The sequence below is a fragment of the Ancylobacter sp. 3268 genome, assembly GCF_031456575.1.
Lineage (GTDB): Bacteria > Pseudomonadota > Alphaproteobacteria > Rhizobiales > Xanthobacteraceae > Ancylobacter.
The window spans coordinates 256306-276383 of record NZ_JAVDUX010000006.1 but is presented as its reverse complement, the minus strand read 5'-3'; the positions used below and the strand labels follow the sequence as shown (position 1 = coordinate 276383).

General features: G+C 68.7%; 17 protein-coding genes. 3 read left to right on the top strand and 14 right to left on the bottom strand.

Features of this window, described 5'->3' with window-relative positions; translation table 11 throughout:
- Positions 1–3: 3 nt before the first annotated feature.
- The 5 genes from glnT to J2X65_RS11285 form a co-directional block, all read right to left on the bottom strand.
- Positions 4–1305, bottom strand: coding sequence for a type III glutamate--ammonia ligase (glnT, locus tag J2X65_RS11305; RefSeq protein WP_310201011.1), 1302 nt, complete (start codon positions 1303–1305; stop codon positions 4–6).
- A 94-nt stretch (positions 1306–1399) separates the two neighbouring features.
- Positions 1400–2737: an FMN-binding glutamate synthase family protein gene (locus J2X65_RS11300; protein ID WP_310201010.1), complete on the bottom strand. Its 1338-nt coding sequence runs from the start codon at positions 2735–2737 to the stop codon at positions 1400–1402.
- An 11-nt stretch (positions 2738–2748) separates the two neighbouring features.
- Complete coding sequence (locus J2X65_RS11295) at positions 2749–3447, bottom strand: protein glxC (RefSeq protein ID WP_404977694.1); 699 nt, start codon at positions 3445–3447, stop codon at positions 2749–2751.
- A 23-nt stretch (positions 3448–3470) separates the two neighbouring features.
- Positions 3471–4352, bottom strand: coding sequence for a glutamine amidotransferase family protein (locus J2X65_RS11290; protein ID WP_310201008.1), 882 nt, complete (start codon positions 4350–4352; stop codon positions 3471–3473).
- 133 nt (positions 4353–4485) lie between these two features.
- Positions 4486–5094, bottom strand: a complete 609-nt coding sequence (locus J2X65_RS11285; protein ID WP_246547313.1) for an XRE family transcriptional regulator — start codon at positions 5092–5094, stop codon at positions 4486–4488.
- Between the two features lie 212 nt (positions 5095–5306).
- On the opposite strand from J2X65_RS11285, the gene sthA reads away from it, so the two are divergent.
- Positions 5307–6701, top strand: coding sequence for a Si-specific NAD(P)(+) transhydrogenase (sthA, locus tag J2X65_RS11280; protein ID WP_310201007.1), 1395 nt, complete (start codon positions 5307–5309; stop codon positions 6699–6701).
- A gap of 223 nt (positions 6702–6924) precedes the next feature.
- The gene (locus J2X65_RS11275) at positions 6925–8277 is read left to right on the top strand and encodes an MFS transporter (RefSeq protein WP_310201006.1); all 1353 of its coding nucleotides are present in this window, start codon (positions 6925–6927) and stop codon (positions 8275–8277) included.
- A gap of 271 nt (positions 8278–8548) precedes the next feature.
- On the opposite strand, the gene folD is transcribed toward J2X65_RS11275, so the two are convergent.
- From folD to J2X65_RS11245, 6 genes are all read right to left on the bottom strand, one after another.
- Positions 8549–9421 (bottom strand): bifunctional methylenetetrahydrofolate dehydrogenase/methenyltetrahydrofolate cyclohydrolase FolD, encoded by an 873-nt coding sequence (gene folD / locus J2X65_RS11270; RefSeq protein ID WP_310201005.1) that lies wholly within the window; start codon positions 9419–9421, stop codon positions 8549–8551.
- A gap of 32 nt (positions 9422–9453) precedes the next feature.
- Positions 9454–10329, bottom strand: coding sequence for a formyltetrahydrofolate deformylase (gene purU / locus J2X65_RS11265; protein ID WP_310201004.1), 876 nt, complete (start codon positions 10327–10329; stop codon positions 9454–9456).
- Positions 10330–10453: 124 nt separating this feature from the next.
- The gene (locus J2X65_RS11260; protein WP_310201003.1) at positions 10454–11050 is read right to left on the bottom strand and encodes a sarcosine oxidase subunit gamma family protein; all 597 of its coding nucleotides are present in this window, start codon (positions 11048–11050) and stop codon (positions 10454–10456) included.
- A gap of 51 nt (positions 11051–11101) precedes the next feature.
- A complete protein-coding gene (locus J2X65_RS11255) occupies positions 11102–14074 on the bottom strand; it encodes a sarcosine oxidase subunit alpha family protein (protein ID WP_310201002.1) in 2973 nt (990 codons plus the stop codon).
- Positions 14071–14334: a sarcosine oxidase subunit delta gene (locus J2X65_RS11250; RefSeq protein WP_310201001.1), complete on the bottom strand. Its 264-nt coding sequence runs from the start codon at positions 14332–14334 to the stop codon at positions 14071–14073. Before J2X65_RS11250 ends, J2X65_RS11255 begins: the two co-directional genes overlap by 4 nt.
- A complete protein-coding gene (locus tag J2X65_RS11245) occupies positions 14334–15584 on the bottom strand; it encodes a sarcosine oxidase subunit beta family protein (RefSeq protein WP_310201000.1) in 1251 nt (416 codons plus the stop codon). Before J2X65_RS11245 ends, J2X65_RS11250 begins: the two co-directional genes overlap by 1 nt.
- Before the next feature lie 390 nt (positions 15585–15974).
- Between J2X65_RS11245 and J2X65_RS11240 the strand changes: the two genes are divergently transcribed.
- Positions 15975–16952, top strand: coding sequence for a LysR family transcriptional regulator (locus J2X65_RS11240; protein WP_310200999.1), 978 nt, complete (start codon positions 15975–15977; stop codon positions 16950–16952).
- A gap of 11 nt (positions 16953–16963) precedes the next feature.
- On the opposite strand, the gene J2X65_RS11235 is transcribed toward J2X65_RS11240, so the two are convergent.
- The 3 genes from J2X65_RS11235 to J2X65_RS11225 all read right to left on the bottom strand — a co-directional run bounded on the left by J2X65_RS11235 (position 16964) and on the right by J2X65_RS11225 (position 20061).
- On the bottom strand, positions 16964–18175 hold the full coding sequence (locus tag J2X65_RS11235) for a beta-ketoacyl-[acyl-carrier-protein] synthase family protein (protein ID WP_310200998.1): 1212 nt from the start codon (positions 18173–18175) through the stop codon (positions 16964–16966).
- Positions 18175–18444 (bottom strand): acyl carrier protein, encoded by a 270-nt coding sequence (locus tag J2X65_RS11230; protein WP_310200997.1) that lies wholly within the window; start codon positions 18442–18444, stop codon positions 18175–18177. The genes J2X65_RS11235 and J2X65_RS11230 overlap by 1 nt, the downstream gene beginning before the upstream one ends.
- A 138-nt stretch (positions 18445–18582) precedes the next feature.
- Entirely contained in the window at positions 18583–20061 is a 1479-nt protein-coding gene (locus tag J2X65_RS11225) for a GH1 family beta-glucosidase (RefSeq protein ID WP_310200996.1), read from the bottom strand.
- Between the last annotated feature and the right edge of the window lie 17 nt (positions 20062–20078).

The window sequence follows — 20078 nt, the reverse complement described above, 5'->3', positions numbered from 1 at the left end:
GGTTCAGATATCCAGCGTGTTGTCGCGCTCCCACTGGGTGAGGTGGCGCGAATAGGCGTTCCATTCCTCGTGCTTGAGCTTGAGGAAGCCGTCGACCACCGGCGCGCCGAGCGCGTTGCGCAGCACGTTCGACTTCTCCAGCGCCCGGAGCGCGTCGAGCAGGTTCAGCGGCAGCTTCTTGGCGCCGCGCACCTTGTGGCCGTCGGTGTACATGTTGATGTCCAGCCGCTTGCCCGGATCGCGCTGGTTCTGGATGCCGTCGAGGCCGGCGGCGAGCATGGCGGCGGGGGCGAGATAGGGATTGGCCGCGCCGTCCGGCAGGCGCAGCTCCAGCCGTCCCGCATCGGGAATGCGGATCATGTGGGTGCGGTTGTTGCCGGTATAGGTCACGGTGTTGGGCGCCCAGGTGGCGCCGGAGACGGTGCGCGGGGCGTTGATGCGCTTGTAGGAGTTCACCGTCGGGTTGGTGAAGGCGCACAGGGCGTCGGCGGAGTGGATCAGGCCGCCGATGAAATTGTAGCAGAGGTCGGAGACGCCGAGCTCGCCGTCCTCGTCCTCGAACAGGTTGGTGTCGCCCGACCACAGCGAGGTATGCATGTGGCAGCCAGAGCCGGTGAGGTCGATGAACGGCTTGGGCATGAAGGTCGCGCGCAGCCCGTGCTTCTCGGCGATGGAGCGGGCCATGTATTTGAAGAAGACGTGGCGGTCGGCGGTGACGAGGGCGTCGTCGAAGTCCCAGTTCATCTCGAACTGGCCGTTGGCGTCCTCATGGTCGTTCTGGTACGGTCCCCAGCCCAGCGCCAGCATGCCGTCGCAGATTTCCTTGATCACCTCGTAGCGGCGCATCAGGGCGGACTGGTCGTAGCAGGGCTTGGTGGCGTTGTCGGCGGCGTCGGAGATCTTCGCGCCGTCCGGCGTCGTCAGGAAGAACTCGCACTCGACGCCGGTCTTCATCTGGTAGCCGATGGATTCGGCGCCCAGCATGGTGTTCTTCAGCACGTTGCGCGGCGCCTGCGCTACCAGCTCGTCGTTCATGACGAGGTCGGAGGCGAGCCAGCCGACTTCCGGCTTCCACGGCAGCTGGATCAGGCTCGACGCGTCCGGCACCGCGAACAGGTCGGCATCGGCCGGGCTCATATCGAGCCAGGTGGCGAAGCCGGCAAAGCCCGCGCCGGCCTTCTGCATGCCGCCGATCGCCTGCGCCGGCACCAGCTTGGCGCGCAGACCGCCGAACAGGTCGACATAGGAGATCAGGAAATATTTGATGCCGAGCTCTTTGGCGGCATGGGTAAGATCATTGGCCATCTAATGCGGTCCTGCCTGGAAAGCTGTTCCCCGGCCCGTTGGGGCTCGTTGGTGCGATGAACGTGCAAATGCCGCGCCGAAGCGCGGCATCCGGTCAGAAAGTCCCGTTGCTGCCGGGGATCCAGTTGGTGCCTGCCAGCGGCACGTTCGCCATCGCTGCCGCCTCGATGGTCAGCGCGACGAGGTCCTCCGGCTCCAGGTTGTGCACATGGCTCTTGCCGCAGGCGCGGGCGATGGTCTGGCACTCCAGCGTCAGCACCGCGAGATAGTTGGCGAGCCGGCGGCCGGCGGCGATGGGATCGAGCCGCTTCATCAGCTCGGGATCCTGGGTGGTGATGCCGGCCGGGTCGCGGCCCTCGTGCCAGTCGTCATAGGCGCCGGCCCTGGTGCCGAGCGCCTCATATTCGGCGGCGTAGTGCGGATCGTTGTCGCCCAGCGCGACCAGCGCCGCCGTGCCGATCGCCACCGCGTCGGCGCCGAGCGCCAGCGCCTTGGCCACGTCGGCGCCGTTGCGGATGCCGCCGGAGACGACGAGCTGCACCTTGCGGTGCATGCCGAGGTCCTGCAGCGCCTTCACCGCCTGCCGCACCGCCGCGAGGGTGGGGATGCCGACATGCTCGATGAAGATCTCCTGCGTCGCCGCCGTGCCGCCCTGCATGCCGTCGACGACCACCACGTCGGCCCCCGACTTCACCGCCAGCGCGGTGTCGTAATAGGGACGCGCCGCGCCGACTTTCACATAGATCGGCTTCTCCCAGTCGGTGATCTCGCGCAGTTCCTCGATCTTGATCTCGAGGTCGTCCGGGCCGGTCCAGTCCGGGTGGCGGCAGGCCGAGCGCTGGTCGATGCCGACGGGCAGCGTGCGCATGCCGGCGACGCGCTCGGTGATCTTCTGGCCGAGCAGCATGCCGCCACCGCCGGGCTTGGCGCCCTGGCCGACCACGACCTCGATGGCGTCGGCGCGCTTGAGGTCGTCCGGGTTCATGCCGTAGCGCGAGGGCAGGTACTGGTAGACGAGCTGGGTGGAGTGCCCGCGCTCCTCATTGGTCATGCCGCCATCGCCGGTGGTGGTGGAGGTGCCCATCGCCGAGGCGCCGCGTCCCAGCGCTTCCTTGGCGTTGGCCGAGAGCGAGCCGAAGCTCATGCCGGCGATGGTGATCGGGATCTTCAGCTCGATCGGCTTCCTGGCGAAGCGGGTGCCGAGCACCACCTCGGTCGAGCACTTCTCGCGATAGCCCTCCAGCGGGTAGCGCGACATGGATGCGCCGAGGAACAGCAGATCGTCGAAATGCGGCAGCTTGCGCTTCGCGCCGGCGCCGCGAATGTCGTAGATGCCGGTCGCCGCCGCGCGGCGGATCTCCGACAGCGTGTACTCGTCGAAGGTCGCCGAGGTGCGGGGCGTGGTGCGCGGGGTGTTGGTGAGATCGTTCATGGTCCCGCCCCTCAGTAGCTCGACACGTTGTCGACGTGGAAATGATAGAGCGTGCGCGCCGAGCCGTAGCGGCGGAACTCGCCGATATCGACCTCGCCGAGGATGCCGGCCGCCTTCAGCTTCTCGGCCAGCAGCGCCTTGTGTTTGTCCTTCATCGTCTTCTCGACGCAGTCGGCGCCGAGGCCTGCGACGGTGCCGCGCACGAACAGCTTGGCCTCGTAGAGGCTGTCGCCGAGCGCCTCGCCGGCATCGCCGAGGACGGTCAGCGTGCCGGCCTGGCCCATGAAGGCCGAGAGATGGCCGACCGAGCCCTTTACCACGATGTCGATGCCCTTCATCGAGATGCCGCAGCGGGCCGAGGCGTTGCCGTCGATGACCAGGAGCCCGCCATGGGCGGTGGCACCGGCCGACTGGCTGGCGTCGCCCTTCACATGGATGAAGCCCGACATCATGTTCTCGCCGACGCCGACGCCGGCATTGCCGTTGATCACCACGCGGCCGCGCTTGTTCATGCCGGCGCAGTAATAGCCGACCGGCCCGTCGATCTCGAGGTCGATGGCGGCGTCGAGCCCGGCGGCGATGGCATGGCGGCCATTGGGATGGGCGACCTTCCAGGCGGTCTCGTTGGTGTCGGGCGCGAGAGCGTGCAGCGCGGCGTTCAGCTCGCGCACGCTCGACGTCGCGAGGTCGATATATTTGGAGGCGTCCATGGCGGCCTGCTTCGCGGAGAGGGTCATGCTGCGCGGTCCCAGAAATAAACGCGTGCCGGCTCCGGCTCCCAGACGCGGGCGTTTTCGATGCCCGGCAGGCCGGCAAGCGCGCGATATTCCGAGCCGAAGGCGACATATTCGTCGGTTTCGGCCATGACGGCCGGTTTGCAGGCGATCGGGTCGCGCAGCACGCCGAAGCCGCTCTCGGTGCCGACCACGAAGGTGTAGAAGCCATCGAGGTCGCCGAGCGAATGCTCCAGCGCCTCGCCGAGCGTGTCGCCCTGCTTCATGCGGTAGGTGAGATAGGCGGCGGCGACCTCGCTGTCGTTCTCGGTCGTCAGCGTCAGGCCCTCGCGCTCCAGCCGGCGGCGCAGGCCGGCATGGTTCGACAGCGAGCCATTGTGCACCAGGCACTGGTCGGGGCCGGTGGAGAAGGGGTGGGCGCCATCGGTGGTCACCGCGCTTTCGGTCGCCATGCGGGTGTGGCCGATGGCGTGGGTGCCGCTCATCGTCTCCAGCTTGAAGCGCTTCGCCACGTCGGCCGGCAGCCCGACCTCCTTGTAGAGCTCCATGCGGCTGCCGGCGCCGACCACGCTGATCTGCGGGAAGCGCGCGGCGATGGCAGCGCGGGCCGCAGCCTCGTCGGCCGTCGGCACGGTAAGCACCGCATGGGTATCGCGCGTCGTCGCCGGATAGCCGAGCGCCGTGCCGATGGCGGCGAAATCGCTGCCGGCCGGACCGCGCAAAGTGAGCTTCACCGTGCCGTCCGCACCCGCTCCATAGACGGCGAAGCCGGCCGAATCCGGCCCGCGACTGCACATGACGTCCAGCATTTCCGCCAGCATGGCGCCAAGCTGCGGCTCCAGCTTCGGATCCTTGATGAAGAGCCCGACAATCCCGCACATGAAGCGCGTCTCCCCGCAAACCATCTCGCTTGTTCGTGGCGGAGATGTACGAAGAAGTCGGACCGGCGTCAATGGATCGAGAATAAATTTTTCCTGTGAGGAAATCTTCGGCGGGGATGGCCGGCGCGGGCGTTCACAGCGGATCGCGCGGGTAGATGATGATCGACAGATAGGTCATCGGCCGCACCAGCAGTTCCTCCGGCCCATGGGTGGCGGCGCTGTCGAACATCAGCGAATCGCCCGGCCGCAGGTGATAGGTGCGGTCGCCGTGGCGGTAGTTCACCTCGCCGGAGAGCATGTGGATGAATTCCACCCCGGCATGGCGGAAGCCGGTATAGGGCACAGCTTCCTCGGAGAGGGTGATGAGATAGGGCTCGACCGCCACCTCGCCGCCCAGCGCATGGCCGAGCAGCTCATATTGATGCCCGACCTTGGTGCCGCGCCGCTCGATATGCACCCCCTGGCCGGCGGGCACGAAGGAACAGTCGCGCTTTTCCTCAAAGCCGGAGAACAGCGAGGAGATCGGCACGTTCAGCACCGAGGAAATCGCCTGCAGCGTGCCGAGCGAGGGCGAGATCAGCCCGTTCTCGATCTTGGAGAGCATGCCGACCGAGATGCCGGCGGCGCTGGCGAGATCGGAGACGGTGAGGTCCAGCTCGCGGCGGATGGCGCGCACCTGCAATCCGAGCGCCTGTTCCAGCGTGCGCTCATTGGTGGCCGGTGCCCCCGATCCGGTACGCAGATCCTCCCCGCCGACGGTCTCCGCTGCGGCAGCCTCCTTGCTGCCGTCGCCTTCCGCCTGCCGCCGCTGTCCCGCCAAGGCCTGTCTCCCTCACGCTCGTCCGGTCTCGTTTTTAGCCGGGAAATGTCGGCGCGAAAACGCGGAACGTCATACCGGCTTGGCATTCATCGTGCATTCACCGGAGGCGAGGCCTGCAGGAGCGGCGGTGAGCCATGCATGATTATGAGATGATCGTCATCGGCAGCGGCCCCTCGGGCCGTCGTGCCGCCGTGCAGGCCGCCAAGCTCGGCAAGTCGGTGCTGGTGGTCGAGAAGGGCCGCCGGGTCGGCGGCGTCTCGGTCCACACCGGCACCATACCGTCTAAGACGCTGCGCGAGACCGTGCTCAATCTTTCCGGCTGGCGCGAGCGCGGCTTCTACGGCCGTTCCTACCGGGTGAAGCAGGATATCGGGGCGTCCGATCTGCTGGCCCGGCTGCACAAGACCCTCGACCATGAGGTCGACGTGCTGGAGCATCAGTTCAGCCGCAACGGCGTGAAGACCGCTCGTGGCGCGGCGCGCTTCGTGTCGCCCTATGATATCGAGATCACCAGCGAGACCGGCGAGCACACCACCGTCTCCGGCGGGAATTTCCTCATCGCCGTCGGCACCCGCCCGTTCCGGCCGGACTACGTGCCGTTCGACGGCCTCAATGTCTTCGACAGCGACGAGATCGTCGAGCTGCCGCGCCTGCCGCGCAGTCTCGCGGTGATCGGCGCCGGGGTGATCGGCGTCGAATACGCCACCATCTTCAGCGCGCTCGACGTGCAGGTGACGCTGATCGAGCCGCGTAGCTCGTTCCTCGACTTCATCGACAAGGAACTGATCGAGGAATTCACCCACGAATTGCGCGACCGCAACGTCGCGCTGCGGCTCGGCTCGAAGGTCGCCGCCATCGAGTTCGGCAATGACGGCCGCCCGATCTGCCGGCTGGGCGACGGGCGCACCGTCATCACCGAGATGCTGCTGTTTGCCGCCGGCCGCGTCGGCGCCACCGACACGCTGAACCTCGGCGCGGCCGGCCTCGACGTCGATCATCGCGGCCGGCTGCAGGTCGATCCGAAGACCCTGCAGACCTCGGTGTCGCATATCTATGCCGCCGGCGATGTCATCGGCTTTCCCAGCCTCGCCTCCACCTCGATGGAGCAGGGGCGCGTCGCCGCCTGCCACGCCTTCGGGCTGGAGCCGCCGCCGCCGCCGGAATTCTTCCCCTACGGCATCTATTCGGTGCCGGAAATGTCGACGGTCGGCATGAGCGAGGAGGAGGTGCGCAAGCGGGCGATCCCGTATGAATGCGGCATCGCTCGCTTCCGCGAGACCTCGCGCGGCCACATTATGGGGCTCAACACCGGCATGATGAAGATGATCTTCTCGGTGAAAACCCGTCGGCTGCTCGGGGTGCATATCGTCGGCGAGGGGGCTACCGAGCTGATCCACATCGGCCAGGCGGTGCTGAACCTCAAGGGCACCATCGACTACTTCATCGAAAACACCTTCAACTATCCGACGCTGGCCGAGGCCTACAAGATCGCCGGCCTCGATGCCTGGAACCGCATGTCGCGGGCGTGACCGGCACGGGTGCATCGGGTGGGCGCAAGAATATGTCGTCCCTCTCGGCCTATTCGACCATAGAATTATAAGCGGAGCCGTGTCGGAGGTTCATTCCTCCGGCGGCTGGGTATATGACGGGCGTCAATCGCGTCGGGCGCGGATCGACGCCTGTCCCCCGCCCCGCTTTCGTCTGGCGCCGTGCCTCCTGATGGGCCGCGCCACCCACGGAGCCTTTTCGACCATGTCCCTAGCCGCTACCGCGGAGCGGGCCGATCCGGCCGTCGCCAATCCGCGCTCCCGCGTCATTCTCGCCAGCCTGATCGGCACCACGATCGAGTTCTATGATTTCTACGTCTACGCCACCGCGGCGGTGCTGGTATTCCCGCATCTGTTCTTCCCGGCCGGCGACGACACCGCAGCGCTGCTCGCGTCGCTCGGCATCTTCGGCGCGGCGATGGTCGCGCGTCCGCTCGGTGCGATCTTCTTCGGCCATCTCGGCGACAAGCGCGGCCGCAAGGCGACGCTGGTCGGCGCGCTGCTGACCATGGGCATCGCCACCTTCCTCATCGGCGCGCTGCCGACCTATGAGATGGCCGGTTGGATCGCCCCGGCGCTGCTGGTCGTCATGCGGCTTGCCCAGGGTTTTGCGCTCGGCGGCGAATGGAGCGGCGCGGCGCTGGTCGCCACCGAGAACGCCCCGCCCGGCAAGCGCGCCGTCTATGGCACCTTCCCGCAGCTCGGCGCGCCGATCGGCTTCATCGTCGCCAACGGCCTGTTCCTGATCATCGCGGCGCTGCTGCCCTCCGACGACCCATCGCGGCCCTCGCAGGCCTTCCTGGAATGGGGCTGGCGCATCCCGTTCCTGTTCTCGATCGTCATGGTGATCGTCGGCCTGTGGGTGCGGCTCAACCTTGTCGAGAGCGCCGCCTTCGAGAAGACCGTGCAGAAGGGCAAGGTCACCCGCCTGCCGCTCGCCAGCGCCTTCAAGAACCACTTCCGCGAGATCGTGCTCGGCACCTTCTACATGCTGGCGACCTATGTGCTCTTCTACCTGATGACCACCTTCTCGCTCAGCTATGGCCGCGCCGCTCCCGGCGGCCCGGTGCCGGGCCTCGGCTATGACTACACCACCTTCGTGCTGATGATGATCGGCGGCGTGGTGTTCTTCGGCATCTTCACCCTGCTCTCCGGCCCATGGGCCGATCGCTGGGGCCGCCGGCGCACGCTGATCTGGATCACGCTCGGCATCATCGCCTTCGGCTTCCTGTGGGTGCCGATGCTCGCCGCCGGCCCGGTCGGGGTGATGGCGTGGCTGATCCTCGGCTTCACGCTGATGGGCATGACCTTCGGCCCGATGGGCGCGCTGCTGCCGGAGCTGTTCCCGGCCAATGTGCGCTACACCGGCTCCGGCATCTCCTACAATGTGTCGTCGATCCTCGGCGCGGCGGTGGCGCCGTTCATCGCGGTGATGCTGTGGCGCTATGGCGGCGGCTCGCCGTTCTGGGTCGGCGTCTACCTGTCGTCGATGGCCTTCATCACGCTCATCGCGCTGCTGCTCGGCCCGGAGACCAAGGACGTCGACATCGAGTATTGAGGCGCCGCCCGCCGGAATGAGAACGCCCGCGCCGGGAAACCGTCGCGGGCGTTTTCATGGGGCTGGATACAGGCCGGCGATAGGTGGCCTGTCTTTCCTCTCCCCGGTGGGGAGAGGTGGCCCCGCAAAGCGGGGTCGGTGAGGCGGACGCCATCGGGAAGCTGAGAAGACCCCTTACCCCACCTTTCTCCCCACGCGGAGAGGGAGGCTTGGAACCCGGCGACGTGGTTCTGTGTGGGACCAGGAGAGGGGTCGTCTGTTCCGCTTCCCCTCAGTCCCCCACCAGCCGGCGCGCCGCCGTCAGCGTGTTCTGCAGCAGGCAGGCGATGGTCATCGGCCCGACGCCGCCCGGCACCGGGGTAATCAGCCCGGCGATGCCCTGCGCCTCGTCGAAGGCGACGTCGCCGACGAGGCGGGTCTTGCCGCCGCCGGCATCCACCCGGTTGATGCCGACATCGATCACCGTCGCCCCCGGCTTGATCCAGCTGCCGCGGATCATCTCCGGCCGCCCGACCGCCCCGACGAGGATGTCGGCGCGCCGGCATTCCTCGGGTAGATCCTTCGTGCGCGAATGGGCGATGGTGACGGTGCAGTCCTCGCGCAGCAGCAGTTGCGCCAGCGGCTTGCCGACGATGTTGGAGCGCCCCACCACCACCGCGCGCAGCCCGGCGAGGCTGCCGAGATGGTGCTTCAGCAGCATCACGCAGCCGAGCGGCGTGCAGGGCACCAGCGCGTCGAGCCCCACCGCGAGGCGGCCGGCATTCACCACATGGAAGCCATCGACGTCCTTTGCCGGGTCGATGGCGGAGAGTACCTTCTGCGCATCTATATGGGCAGGCAGCGGCAGTTGCACGAGGATGCCGTGCACCGCCGGATCGGCGTTCAACGACGCGACCAGCGCCAGCAGCTCCGCTTCGCCGGTGGCGGCGGGGAGCTTGTGCTCGAAGGAGGCCATGCCGGCCTCCAGCGTCTGCTTGCCCTTGTTGCGCACATAGACCGCGCTTGCCGGGTCCTCGCCGACCAGCACCACGGCGAGGCCGGGAGTGATGCCGGTGGCGGCGCGGAAGTCGGCGACCTCGCCGGCGATCCGTTTGCGCAGCTCTTCCGCGAAGCCCTTGCCGTCGATGATGCGGGTCTCGACCATGTCGTCCTCGTAAAGCGTCCGTCGCGCAACAATCAGTCCCGGAAGACCACGGTCTTGTGGCCGTTGGTCAGCACCCGGTCGTCGAGATGCCAGGCGAGCGCGCGGGCGAGCACCCGGCGCTCGATGTCGCGGCCCTTCCGCACCAGCGCCTCGGCCGAATCCTGGTGGGTGATACGCTCGACGTCCTGCTCGATGATCGGACCTTCGTCGAGGTCGGAGGTGACGTAATGCGCAGTCGCCCCGATCAGCTTGACCCCGCGCGCATGCGCCTGGTGATAGGGCTTGGCGCCCTTGAAGCCGGGCAGGAAGGAGTGGTGGATGTTGATGCAGCGTCCCGACAGCTTGGCCGACAGCCCGTCGGAGAGCACCTGCATGTAGCGGGCGAGCACCGCGACCTCCGAGCCGGTCTTCTGGAACAGCTCCCAGAGCTGGGCCTCCTGCTCCATCTTGGTCGCCTTGGTGATCGGCAGGTAATGGAACGGGATGCCGTCGAAATCGAGATGGGCGTACGTCTCGCGCGGGTAGTTGGCGGCGATGGCGGTGATCTCCATCGGGATTTCGCCGATGCGCCAGCGATAGAGCAGGTCGGCGAGGCAGTGGTCGAACTTGGAGACCAGCAGCATCACCTTCTGCTTCTGCGAGCGCGCGCGCAGCCGCCAGCTCAGGCTGAACGTATCGGCCACGGCAGCGAAATCGGCCTTCAGGCTGGCCAGGGTGCTCTCGCCCGCGACGCGCTCGAAGGAGACGCGCATGAAGAAGCGGCCGCTCTCGGTGTCGTCGAATTGCTGCGCCTCGAGGATGTTGCAGCCATGTTCGAACAGAAAATTGGCGACGCCGGCGACGATGCCGGGGCGGTCCGGGCAGGAGAGGGTGAGAATGTAGCTCTCGGCAGCGGTAGCGTCAGTCATGGCGGTTCTCGTCGGCTCGCCGTTCTGCGCCCGGCGCCGCGGGTTTCGGCGGCTCGGGCGAAGGCGTTTCGGCGCGGGTTTTAGGGGAGATGCGGCTGGGAGGGAAGCGCGCTTCGCGCCGCCCTCAACCTCGATGGACGAGTTCAAGCCCGAATTCGGCGCCGGAGGCGACGACGAAGCGGGCAAAGGCCACGGCGTAGCTGCGTCCGGCGAGGAAGACGAAGCGCTCGTCGCCCGGCTCGCGCCAGAAGGTGGTGTTGACATGCGCGACATTGCCGGTCGCCGCTGTGCCGGCCGGAAACACCGCCGGATCGAGGTCAAGGGTCACGCCCTTGGCGAGCAGGTCGCGCGCATGCGGGCCGGATAGCTCGAACCCGATCATGGCGTCGGTCTGCTCGGTGATCGCCGCATGCGCGGCGAGCGCCGCGAGGCGGGCCTGCAGGTCTTCCGGCGTCTCGGCGAGGAGAAGCCAGCGGCCCGGGCCGGTGCCGATGGCGCTGAGGCCATCGGCGCGGGAGAGGCGCGGCGCGTCGGCAAGGTCGAGGCCAAGCTCCACCCGCGCCGCCGCGCTCAGTGCCGCACCGGCGCCGTGGCGGGCGGCGAGGGTGGCGAGCGCCGGCGGATCGAAGAGCCGGGCGGTGACGCCATGCTTGCCGGCCGGGCCGTAATGGCCGTCCGGCGGCATCTGCGTGACCGGAAGGACGTCGAGCGCGGATGTCATGGACAGGGCCTCCGGACGGGCAGGAAGTCGGCGGGCGGAAGAGGGGCGAGGTCAGCCACGCAGCCGCTCCCCGTTCGGATCGATGAAGCCGGGCGCACAGACCTCCACCTCGAAATCGCCGCCGCGCACCGGGTCATAGGCCCGCACCCGCTCGCCGATCCGCGCCGGGCCGTTCTTCAGCAGCCCGAGGCCGATCCAGTGGCGCAGATGCGGCGAATGGGCGACCGAGGTCATGTAGCCCTCGTCATGCGCCATGTCGGCCGGCGCGCCGGGGGAGAGGAAGTGCGCCCCCGCCCGCAGCCGCTGCGACCGATCGACCGGCTTGAAGCCGACGAAGCCCGGCCGCTCGGGATCTTTGAGCCCGGGCCGCGCCGCCATGATGCGGCCGATATAGTCCTTCTTGGTCGAGGCCATCTTGCCGAAGCCGAGATCGGCGGCGCTGGTCTGGCCGGAGAGCTCGTTGCCCGAGACATGTCCCTTCTCGATGCGCATCACGCCCAGCGCCTCGATGCCATAGGGGGTGATGCCGAACTCCGCCCCCGCCGCCATCAGCGCCCGCGCCAGGGCCTCGCCCTGCCGGGCCGGCACCGCGATCTCATAGCCGAGCTCGCCGGAGAAGGAGAGGCGGAACAGCCGCGCCTTCACCCCGCCCATCGCCGTGCCCTCGATCGCGCCCATGAAGGGCAGCCCCTCATTGGAGACATCGACGCCGGCATCCACCACGCGCGCCAGCACCTCCCGCGCGCGGGGGCCGGCGAGGGCGATCTGCGCCCATTGCTCGGAGACAGAGGCCAGCGTCACATCGAGTTCCGGCCACAGCACCTGCAGGCAGAATTCGAGATGCTGGTACACCTTGGCGGCATTCGCCGTGGTGGTGGTCATCACATAGTGCTCGGGCGCGAGCCGCGCGGTGGTGCCGTCGTCCATGACGAGGCCGTCCTCGCGCAGCATCACGCCGTAGCGCGCCTTGCCGACCGCCAGCGTCGAGAAGGTGTTGATGTAGACGCGGTCGAGGAAGGCGCCGACATCCGGTCCCTGCAAGTCGATCTTGCCGAAGGTCGAGACGTCGATCAGCCCCACCGAGGCCCGCACCGCCAGCACCTCGCGGTTCACCGTGGTGAGCCAGTCGGTCTCGCCGGCCTTCGGGAAATACTGCGCCCGCAGCCATGCGCCGGTCTCGATGAACACCGCGCCCTGTTCAGCCGCCCATTGATGGGTGGGAGTGAGACGCGTCGGGCGGAAATCCTTGCCGCGATGGTGGCCGGCGAGCACGCCGAGCGACACCGGCGTGTAAGGCGGGCGGAAGATGGTGGTGCCGGTCTCCATGATGCTCGCGCCGGTCAGCTCGGCCATGATGGCGAGGCCGTTGACGTTGGAGGTGCGGCCCTGGTCGGTCGCCATGCCCAGCGTGGTGTAGCGCTTCATCAGCTCCACCGCGCGAAAGCCTTCCTTGTAGGCGATGCCGAGATCCTTGGCGGTGACGTCGTTCTGCTGGTCGACGAAGGCCGGCCCCCTGGAACCCTGCACATGCCAGAACGCGGTGATGCCGGCCGGGGTGTCCCCCGTGGCCGGCAGGTCGGGGAGGGCGGTCGCAAAGCCGAGGTCGCCGGCCGCCTCGGCACCCTGGCGCGCGCCCTCCGCGAGGATGTCGCCGAGCCCGTAGGTGCCGCGCGCGGCGCCGGCGACGCTCAGCCCCGGCGGGGTGCGGCCCGGCACGAAGGCGGCGATGTCGTCGCGCCACACCGGCTTGCCGCCGTGATGGCAGGTGAGGTGCACGCTCGGCGACCAGCCGCCGGACATGGCGAGCGTGTCGGCGGCAATTCGCCCGCCGCGCCCGCCGGTGCGGATGGCAAGGCCGGTCAGCGCGCCGCCAAGCGGCTGGCCGGTGGTGCCGGTGACCTGCGTGTCGGTCCGCACGTCGATGCCGAGCGCCTTCGCCCGCGCGGCCAGCGCCGGGGCGACCTCGCGGCGGATGTCGACGAGCGTGGTGACGTTGACCCCGGCCGCCTTCAGCTCGAAGGCCGAACTCCAGGCGGAATCGTTATTGGCGAAGAAGGCGACGCTCTTGCCCGCCGCCACGCCATAGCGATTGGCATAGGTGCGGGCCGCGCCAGCGAGCATGACGCCCGGCCGGTCATTGCCGCCGAACACGATCGGCCGCTCGGTGGCGCCGGCGCACAGGATGGCGCGCTTGGCGACGATCTTCCACAGACGCTGGCGCGGCTGGAACGGCGCGGGTGTGGGCAGGTGGTCCGACACCCGCTCCACCGCGCCATATTCGCCGTCATAGACGCCGAAGACGGTGGTGCGGGTCATGATCCGCACATTGGGCAGGCTCGCCAGTTCCGCCACGGTCTTCGCCGCGAACACATGGCCCGGCTGACTGTCGATGCCGACCGCCTCGGAATTGAGCTGGCCGCCGGGCAAGAAATCCTCGTCGGCGAGGATGACGCGGGCGCCCGCCCGGCCGGCGGCCAGCGCCGCCATCAGCCCCGCCGGGCCGGCGCCGATGACGAGCACGTCGCAGAAGGCATGGGCCTTCTCGTAATGGTCGGGGTCGTCGCCCTCGGCGGCGCGGCCGAGGCCGGCGGCGCGGCGGATCATCGGCTCGTAGACGCTCTCCCAGAGCTTCGCCGGCCACATGAAGGTCTTGTAGTAGAAGCCGGCGCCGAGGAACGGCGCCACCAGCCCGTTGAGGCTGAGCACGTCCAGCGCCAGCGAGGGCCAGCGGTTCTGGCTGGCGGCATCGAGTCCGTCATAGAGTTCGGCGACGGTGGCGCGGGTATTGGGCTCGCGCCGGGAGCCCGAGCGCAGCTCGACCAGCGCGTTCGGCTCCTCCGGCCCGGCGGTGAGAATGCCGCGCGGCCGGTGATATTTGAACGAACGGCCGACGAGGCGCACCCCGTTCGCCAGCAGCGCCGAGGCGAGGGTATCGCCGGCGAATCCCCGATAGGCCTTGCCGTCGAAGTGGAAGCCGAGCGTGCGGGAGCGGTCGACGAGACCGCCAGAGGGGAGGCGGCTCATGTCGCGCTTCCCGCCAGGTCGGCGCCGGCGATCGCATGGGTGACGGTGTCGCGCGCGACCTTCACCCAGCGGCGGCAGCCGGCCGAATGATACCACCATTCGCTGTGCGCCCCGGCGGGGTTGTCGCGCAGATAGACGTAGTTGTGGAAGCGGTCCTCCGCATCCGGCGCGGCGGGGTCGGGGCGGGTGAGCGTGGCGTCGCCGAGATAGGCGAATTCGCTGGCGTCGCGCGGGCCGCAATAGGGGCAGGGAATGCGCATCAGTGCAGGTTCGGCTGCGCGCCGACTCCCTTTTCGTCGATGAGATGGCCGGTACGGAAGCGGTCGAGCCGGAACGCCGTCGCGGTCTCGTGCGGCCGGTCGGTGGCGAGCAGATGCGCGAAGCACCAGCCGGAGGCCGGCGTCGCCTTGAAGCCGCCATAGCACCAGCCGGAATTGAGGTAGAGCCCCGGACGCGGCGTGCGGTCGATGATCGGCGAGCCGTCCATCGACATGTCCATGATGCCGCCCCACATGCGCAGGAGTCGCAGCCGGCCGATGCGCGGCATCAGCGCCATGCCGCCCTCGGCGACGTCCTCCACCACCGGCAGGTTGCCGCGCTGGGCATAGGAATTGTAGCCGTCTATGTCGCCGCCGAAGACCAGGCCGCCCTTGTCGGACTGGCTGATGTAGAAATGCCCGGCGCCGAAGGTGATGACGCCGTCGACCAGCGGCTTCAGCCCCTCGGAGACGAAGGCCTGCAGCACGTGGCTTTCCATCGGCAGCCGGAGCCCGGCCTGCTTCGCCACCCGCGAGGAGGAGCCGGCCACCGCGAGGCCGACCTTGCTGGCCCGGATGGGCCCCCGCGTGGTCTCCACCCCGATAATGGCGTCGTCCTCGGTGAGGAAGCCCGTCACCTCGCAGTTCTGCACGATGTCGACGCCGAGCCGGTCGGCGGCGCGGGCATAGCCCCACACCACGGCGTCGTGGCGGGCGGTGCCGGCGCGGCGCTGCATCAGCCCGCCCTGGATCGGGAATCGGGCATTGTCGAAGTCGAGGAACGGGTACATCGCCCGCACGCCCGTGCGGTCCAGCAATTCCGAGTCGGCCCCGGCGAGCCGCATGGCGTTGCCGCGCCGCGCATAGGCGTCGCGCTGGGCGTCGGAATGATAGAGGTTGAGGATGCCGCGCTGGCTCACCATGGCGTTGTAGTTCAGCGCCTGCTCCAGCCCTTCCCACAGCTTCATCGACCATTCGTAGAACAGCTCGTTGCCGGGCAGCAGGTAGTTGGAGCGGATGATGGTGGTGTTGCGCCCGGCATTGCCGGAGCCGATATGCCCCTTCTCGATCACCGCGACATTGCGGATGCCGTGCTCGCTGGCGAGGTAGAACGCGGTGGCGAGGCCATGTCCGCCGCCGCCGACGATGATCACGTCATAGGCGGGCTTCGGCGCGGCATCGCGCCAGGCGGGTGTCCACCCGGTCTGGCCTGTGAGGCAGTTCTTGAGAAGGCTGAGGAAGGAATAGCGCATCGGTCGGCTCGCTGGCTCTATGCGGATAGCTATAGAGCCCGCGCAGGATGGTGATAATATAAGTTTTTCTTATAGTGGAGGCAGGGCGTCTTTGGATGGGGCATTCGGCGATGAAGGCCCTTCTTCCCTGCCGGAGGGGCCGGCGTCTTTATCTTTCCTCTCCTCGCCCGAACCCGGCTGTTGCCGGGTTCGGTTCCGGCAAGGCCGAAGCCGGCAATAGCGGGCTTCGGCGGAGAGGTGGCCCGCGAAGCGGGTCGGTGAGGAGGAACGCGGCGGCGAGACCTTCGAGCGTCCTGCCCCCTCACCCCACCCCTCTCCCCACGGGAAGAGGACGCCGCGCCGGCTCGATCCTTACTTCGTCCCGGTCGACTGCCACCCGGAGAAGCACCCATGCCCCCCGACACCTTGCCCTTCGATCTGCGCGGCCTTGAGATCTTCCTCACCGTCTGCGACGCCGGCACCATGGCGGCGGCGGCGCGGCGCCTGGCGCTCACCCAGCCGGCGGTGTCGCAGGCCATTGCCGAGCTGGAACGTCGCATCGGCGTCGCGCTGTTCGATCGCGGCGCCCGCCCGCTGGCGCTCACCGCCGCCGGCGGCGCGCTGCGCCAGCGGGCGAGCGCGCTGATCTCGGAAGCCCGGCAGATCGCGCCGCTGCTGCGCGAGGCCGAGCATGCCCGCCTGCCGCTGCTGCGGGCCGGTCTCGTCGATTCGCTGTCGCGGGCGCTGATGGCGCCGCTGGCCGGCAAGCTCGGCGAGATGGCCGACCAGGCGTCGATCCTTTCCGGCCTCACCGCCTCGCATGCCGGGGCGCTGCTCACCCGCCAGCTCGATCTGCTGGTCGGTGCCGACGATCTCGACGAGATCGAGGGGCTGGAGCGCTGGCCGCTGCTGACCGAGCCCTATGTGCTGCTGATGCCGGCCGCCCTGCCGGCCCCGGCGCGCCCGGCCGATCTGGCGCAACTGGCGGCGGGGCTGCCGCTGGTGCGCTTTTCCGCCCGCTCCAAGACCGGCATGGAGGTGGAGCGGCATTTGCGCCGGCTGCGGCTCGATCTGCCGCGCCGGCTGGAATTCGATACCCCCTATGGAGTGACGGCGAGCATCGCCGCCGGTGGCGGCTTCGCCATCACCACCCCGCTCTGCCTCCTGGAGGCGGCGGTGGCGCTGGACGGGCTCGCCTGCCGGCCGATGCCCGGCCCGGCCTTCACCCGCCATCTGACGCTGATCGCCCGCCGGCAGGAGCTCGGCCGGCTGCCGAGGGAGATCGCCGGCTTCTGCCGCACGCATCTCGCCGGGCTGGCGGAAACGTTCGACCGGCTGGTCGGGCGCGAGATTGCCGCGACCTTCCGGGTCGAGGGGACGCAGGCTTAGCTATTGGAGGCTCAGCCGTTATAGCGCTTCAGCGCCAGCACGGCATTGAGCCCGCCAAAGGCGAAGCTGGAGGAAAGCGCCACCTGCGGCGCGGCGGCGCGGGCTGCGTTCGGCACGCAGTCGAGATCGCAATCGGGATCGGGCGTGGTGAACCCCATGGTGGGCGGCAGGAAGCCCTCGCGCAGTGCCAGCACCGTGGTGACGCAGTCCAGCGCTCCCGAGGCGTTCATCGTGTGGCCGTATTGCGATTTCGACGACGAGATCGGCAGCCGGTCGAGATGCGCGCCGAAGACCAGGCGCAGCGCCGCCGTCTCGGTCTTGTCGTTCAGCGCGGTGGCGGTGCCGTGGGCGCTGACATAGTCGACCGCCTCCGGCGCCAGCCCGGCATCCTCCAGTGCGAAACGCATCGAGGCCGCCGCGCTCGCCATGTCCGGCGCGGTGATGTCCATGCCGTCGGCGCTCATGCCGAAGCCGATCATCTCGGCGTGGATGGTGGCGCCGCGGGCGATGGCGCGGTCCATCTCCTCCAGTACGATCGCGCCGGCGCCCTCGCCGATGACGAGGCCGTTGCGGTCCTTGGAGAAGGGCCGGCAGCCGTCGGGCGACAGCACCCGCAAGGCTTCCCAGCTCTTCAGCATGCCGTAGGTGAGCTGCGATTCGCCGCCACCGGCCACGGCGACATCCAGCATGCCGGAGCGGATCATGTGGAAGGCGGTGCCGATGGAGTGCGAGGCGGAGGAGCAGGCCGAGGCGATGGAAAAGGAGGGGCCGTGAATGCCGAGATCCATGGTGACATGGCTCACCTGCCCGCTCGGCATGGCGCGCGGCACGGTGAAGGGATGCGGACGCGGCGCCTTGTCGAAATACAGCTTGTGGTAGCTGTCGTCGACGGCGTGGAAGCCGACGGAGGCGGCGAAGATGGCGCCGACGCGGTGGCGCGCCACGCCTTCCAGCGCCGGGCCGGCATCGGCCAGCGCCTGGCGGGCGACGGTGACGGCGAATTGCGAGGTGCGGTCGATAAGCCCGAGCTGGCGCGGCTCGAAATGCTCTTCCGGCTTGAAACCCTTCACCTCGGCGGAGATGCGGGTCTTCATCGAGGAGACGTCGACGCCCTGCGTCTGGCCGATGCCGACCGTGCCGGCCTTCAGCCCGGCGAGATGCGCCGCCACGTCGTTGCCGAGTGCCGAGAGCGAGCCGAGGCCGGTTATGGCGACGCGGCGCATCAGGCGGTGCCGGCCTGCTTGGCGTGGATCAGCGTCGCGACATGGTCGGCCAGCGTGCCGACGGTGACGTCGGTGCCGTTGAGCGGGCCGTCATTGGGGATCTCGATGCCGAAGCGGCCCTCGAGCTTGAAGATGGTCTCGATGAGATCGAGCGAGGAAATGCCGAGCTCCGAAACCGGCGTGTCCGGGGTCAGCAGGGACGAATCGACCCCTACCTCGGCGGAGATGAAATCGATGATCTCGGCAATAGCGGGGTCGTCTGTACGCATGCCACGGCTCGGTCTGTGAGGTCCGCGCGAAGCGGAGCTCGGGAGGGTGTTAGGTAGCACGAAGTTGGGCGGTTCGATCAATACGCGTCAATTGACCGAGATATGTGTCGGTTGCATGTCGAGGGCCGCCCGCCGCCCTCAGGGGCCGGTGACTATCCCGCCGGCTGGCGCGCCGCGCGCCACCGCCGCCAGATAAGCGAAGGAAGCCTTCGGCGTGCGCTGAAGCGTGGCGAAATCGACATGGATCACGCCGAAGCGGCGGCTGTAGCCTTCCGCCCATTCGAAATTGTCCAGCAGCGACCAGACATAGTAGCCCTTCAGCGCGCAGCCATCAGTGATCGCCTGCCGGCAGGCGATCAGATGCTCGCGGATGAAGGCCACGCGGGCGGGATCGTCGACGGTGCCGCGCTTGGGAGCCGGGTCGTCATAGGCGGCGCCGTTCTCGGTGACGAAGCTCTGCGGGTTGCCATAGTCGTCGCGCAGCCGGGCCAGCACCTCGACGAGGCCGTGCGGCTCGATCGGCCAGCCCATGGCGGTGGTGCGGGTACCCGGCGGGTGCGGCCCCCAGCCGGCGCCGGCAATGACGCCGTTCGGATCGTCGACCACATGGGCGCGGCCGTAATAGTTCACGCCGAGGAAGTCGACCGGCACCTTGATGGCCTCGAGGTCGCCGTCCCTGATCAGCGGCGCGAAGTCGGCGGCGCTGATCTGCGGGTAGCGGCCATGGAACAGCGGGTCGAGATTGTTGCCGTTCCACGCGGCGTCGAAACGCACCGCCGCCGCGGCGTCCTCCGGCTTGCCGGTGGCCGGCAGCACCGGCTGCAGCGAGAACACCGTGCCGAGGCCGAGCCTCGGATGGGAGGTCCGCAGGGCGCGGATGGCGCTGCCCTGGGCGAGGTTCATGTGGTGCTGGGCGGCGAGGTAGTTCTTCCAGCCGGTCATGCCCGGCGCATGGTTGCCGAAGGCGTGGCCGAAAATGGCGTGCACCGAGGGCTCGTTCAGCATCGCCCAGCGCGGCACCCGGTCGCCGAGTCGCGCCGCCACCAGCTGCGCGTACTCGGTAAAGCGCGGGACGATGTCGCGGCTGGTCCAGCCGCCCTTGTCCTGCAGCGCCTGCGGCAGGTCCCAATGGTAGAGGCAGGCGAAGGGCTTCACCCCGCGTGCCAGCAGCCGGTCGACGAGGCGGTCGTAGAAGTCGAGGCCCGGCACGTTGGGCGCGCCGGCGCCGGTGGGCTGCACGCGCGGCCAGGCGATCGAGAAGCGGTAGGAATCGAGCCCGGCCTGCGCCATCAACTCCACATCCTCGGCGAAGCGATGATAATGGTCGCAGGCGACGTCGCCATTGGAGCCGTCCTTGATGCGGCCCGGCGTATGGGAAAAGGTGTCCCAGACCGAGGGGCCGCGCCCGTCCTCGTTCACCGCGCCCTCGATCTGGTAGGACGAGGTCGAGGCGCCGAAGGTGAAGCCGGCGGGGAGCCGCGGTTCCGGCCCCGGGGCGGCCGGCGCGGCCTGGGGCTGGGGTTGGGGCTGGGCCTGGGCCTGGGCGAGGTCGCGCGGCAGCGCGCCGGCGGCCAGCCCGGCGGGCATGGCGAGCAGAAGGTCGCGGCGTCGGATCATGGAAGCTCTCCCCCGAG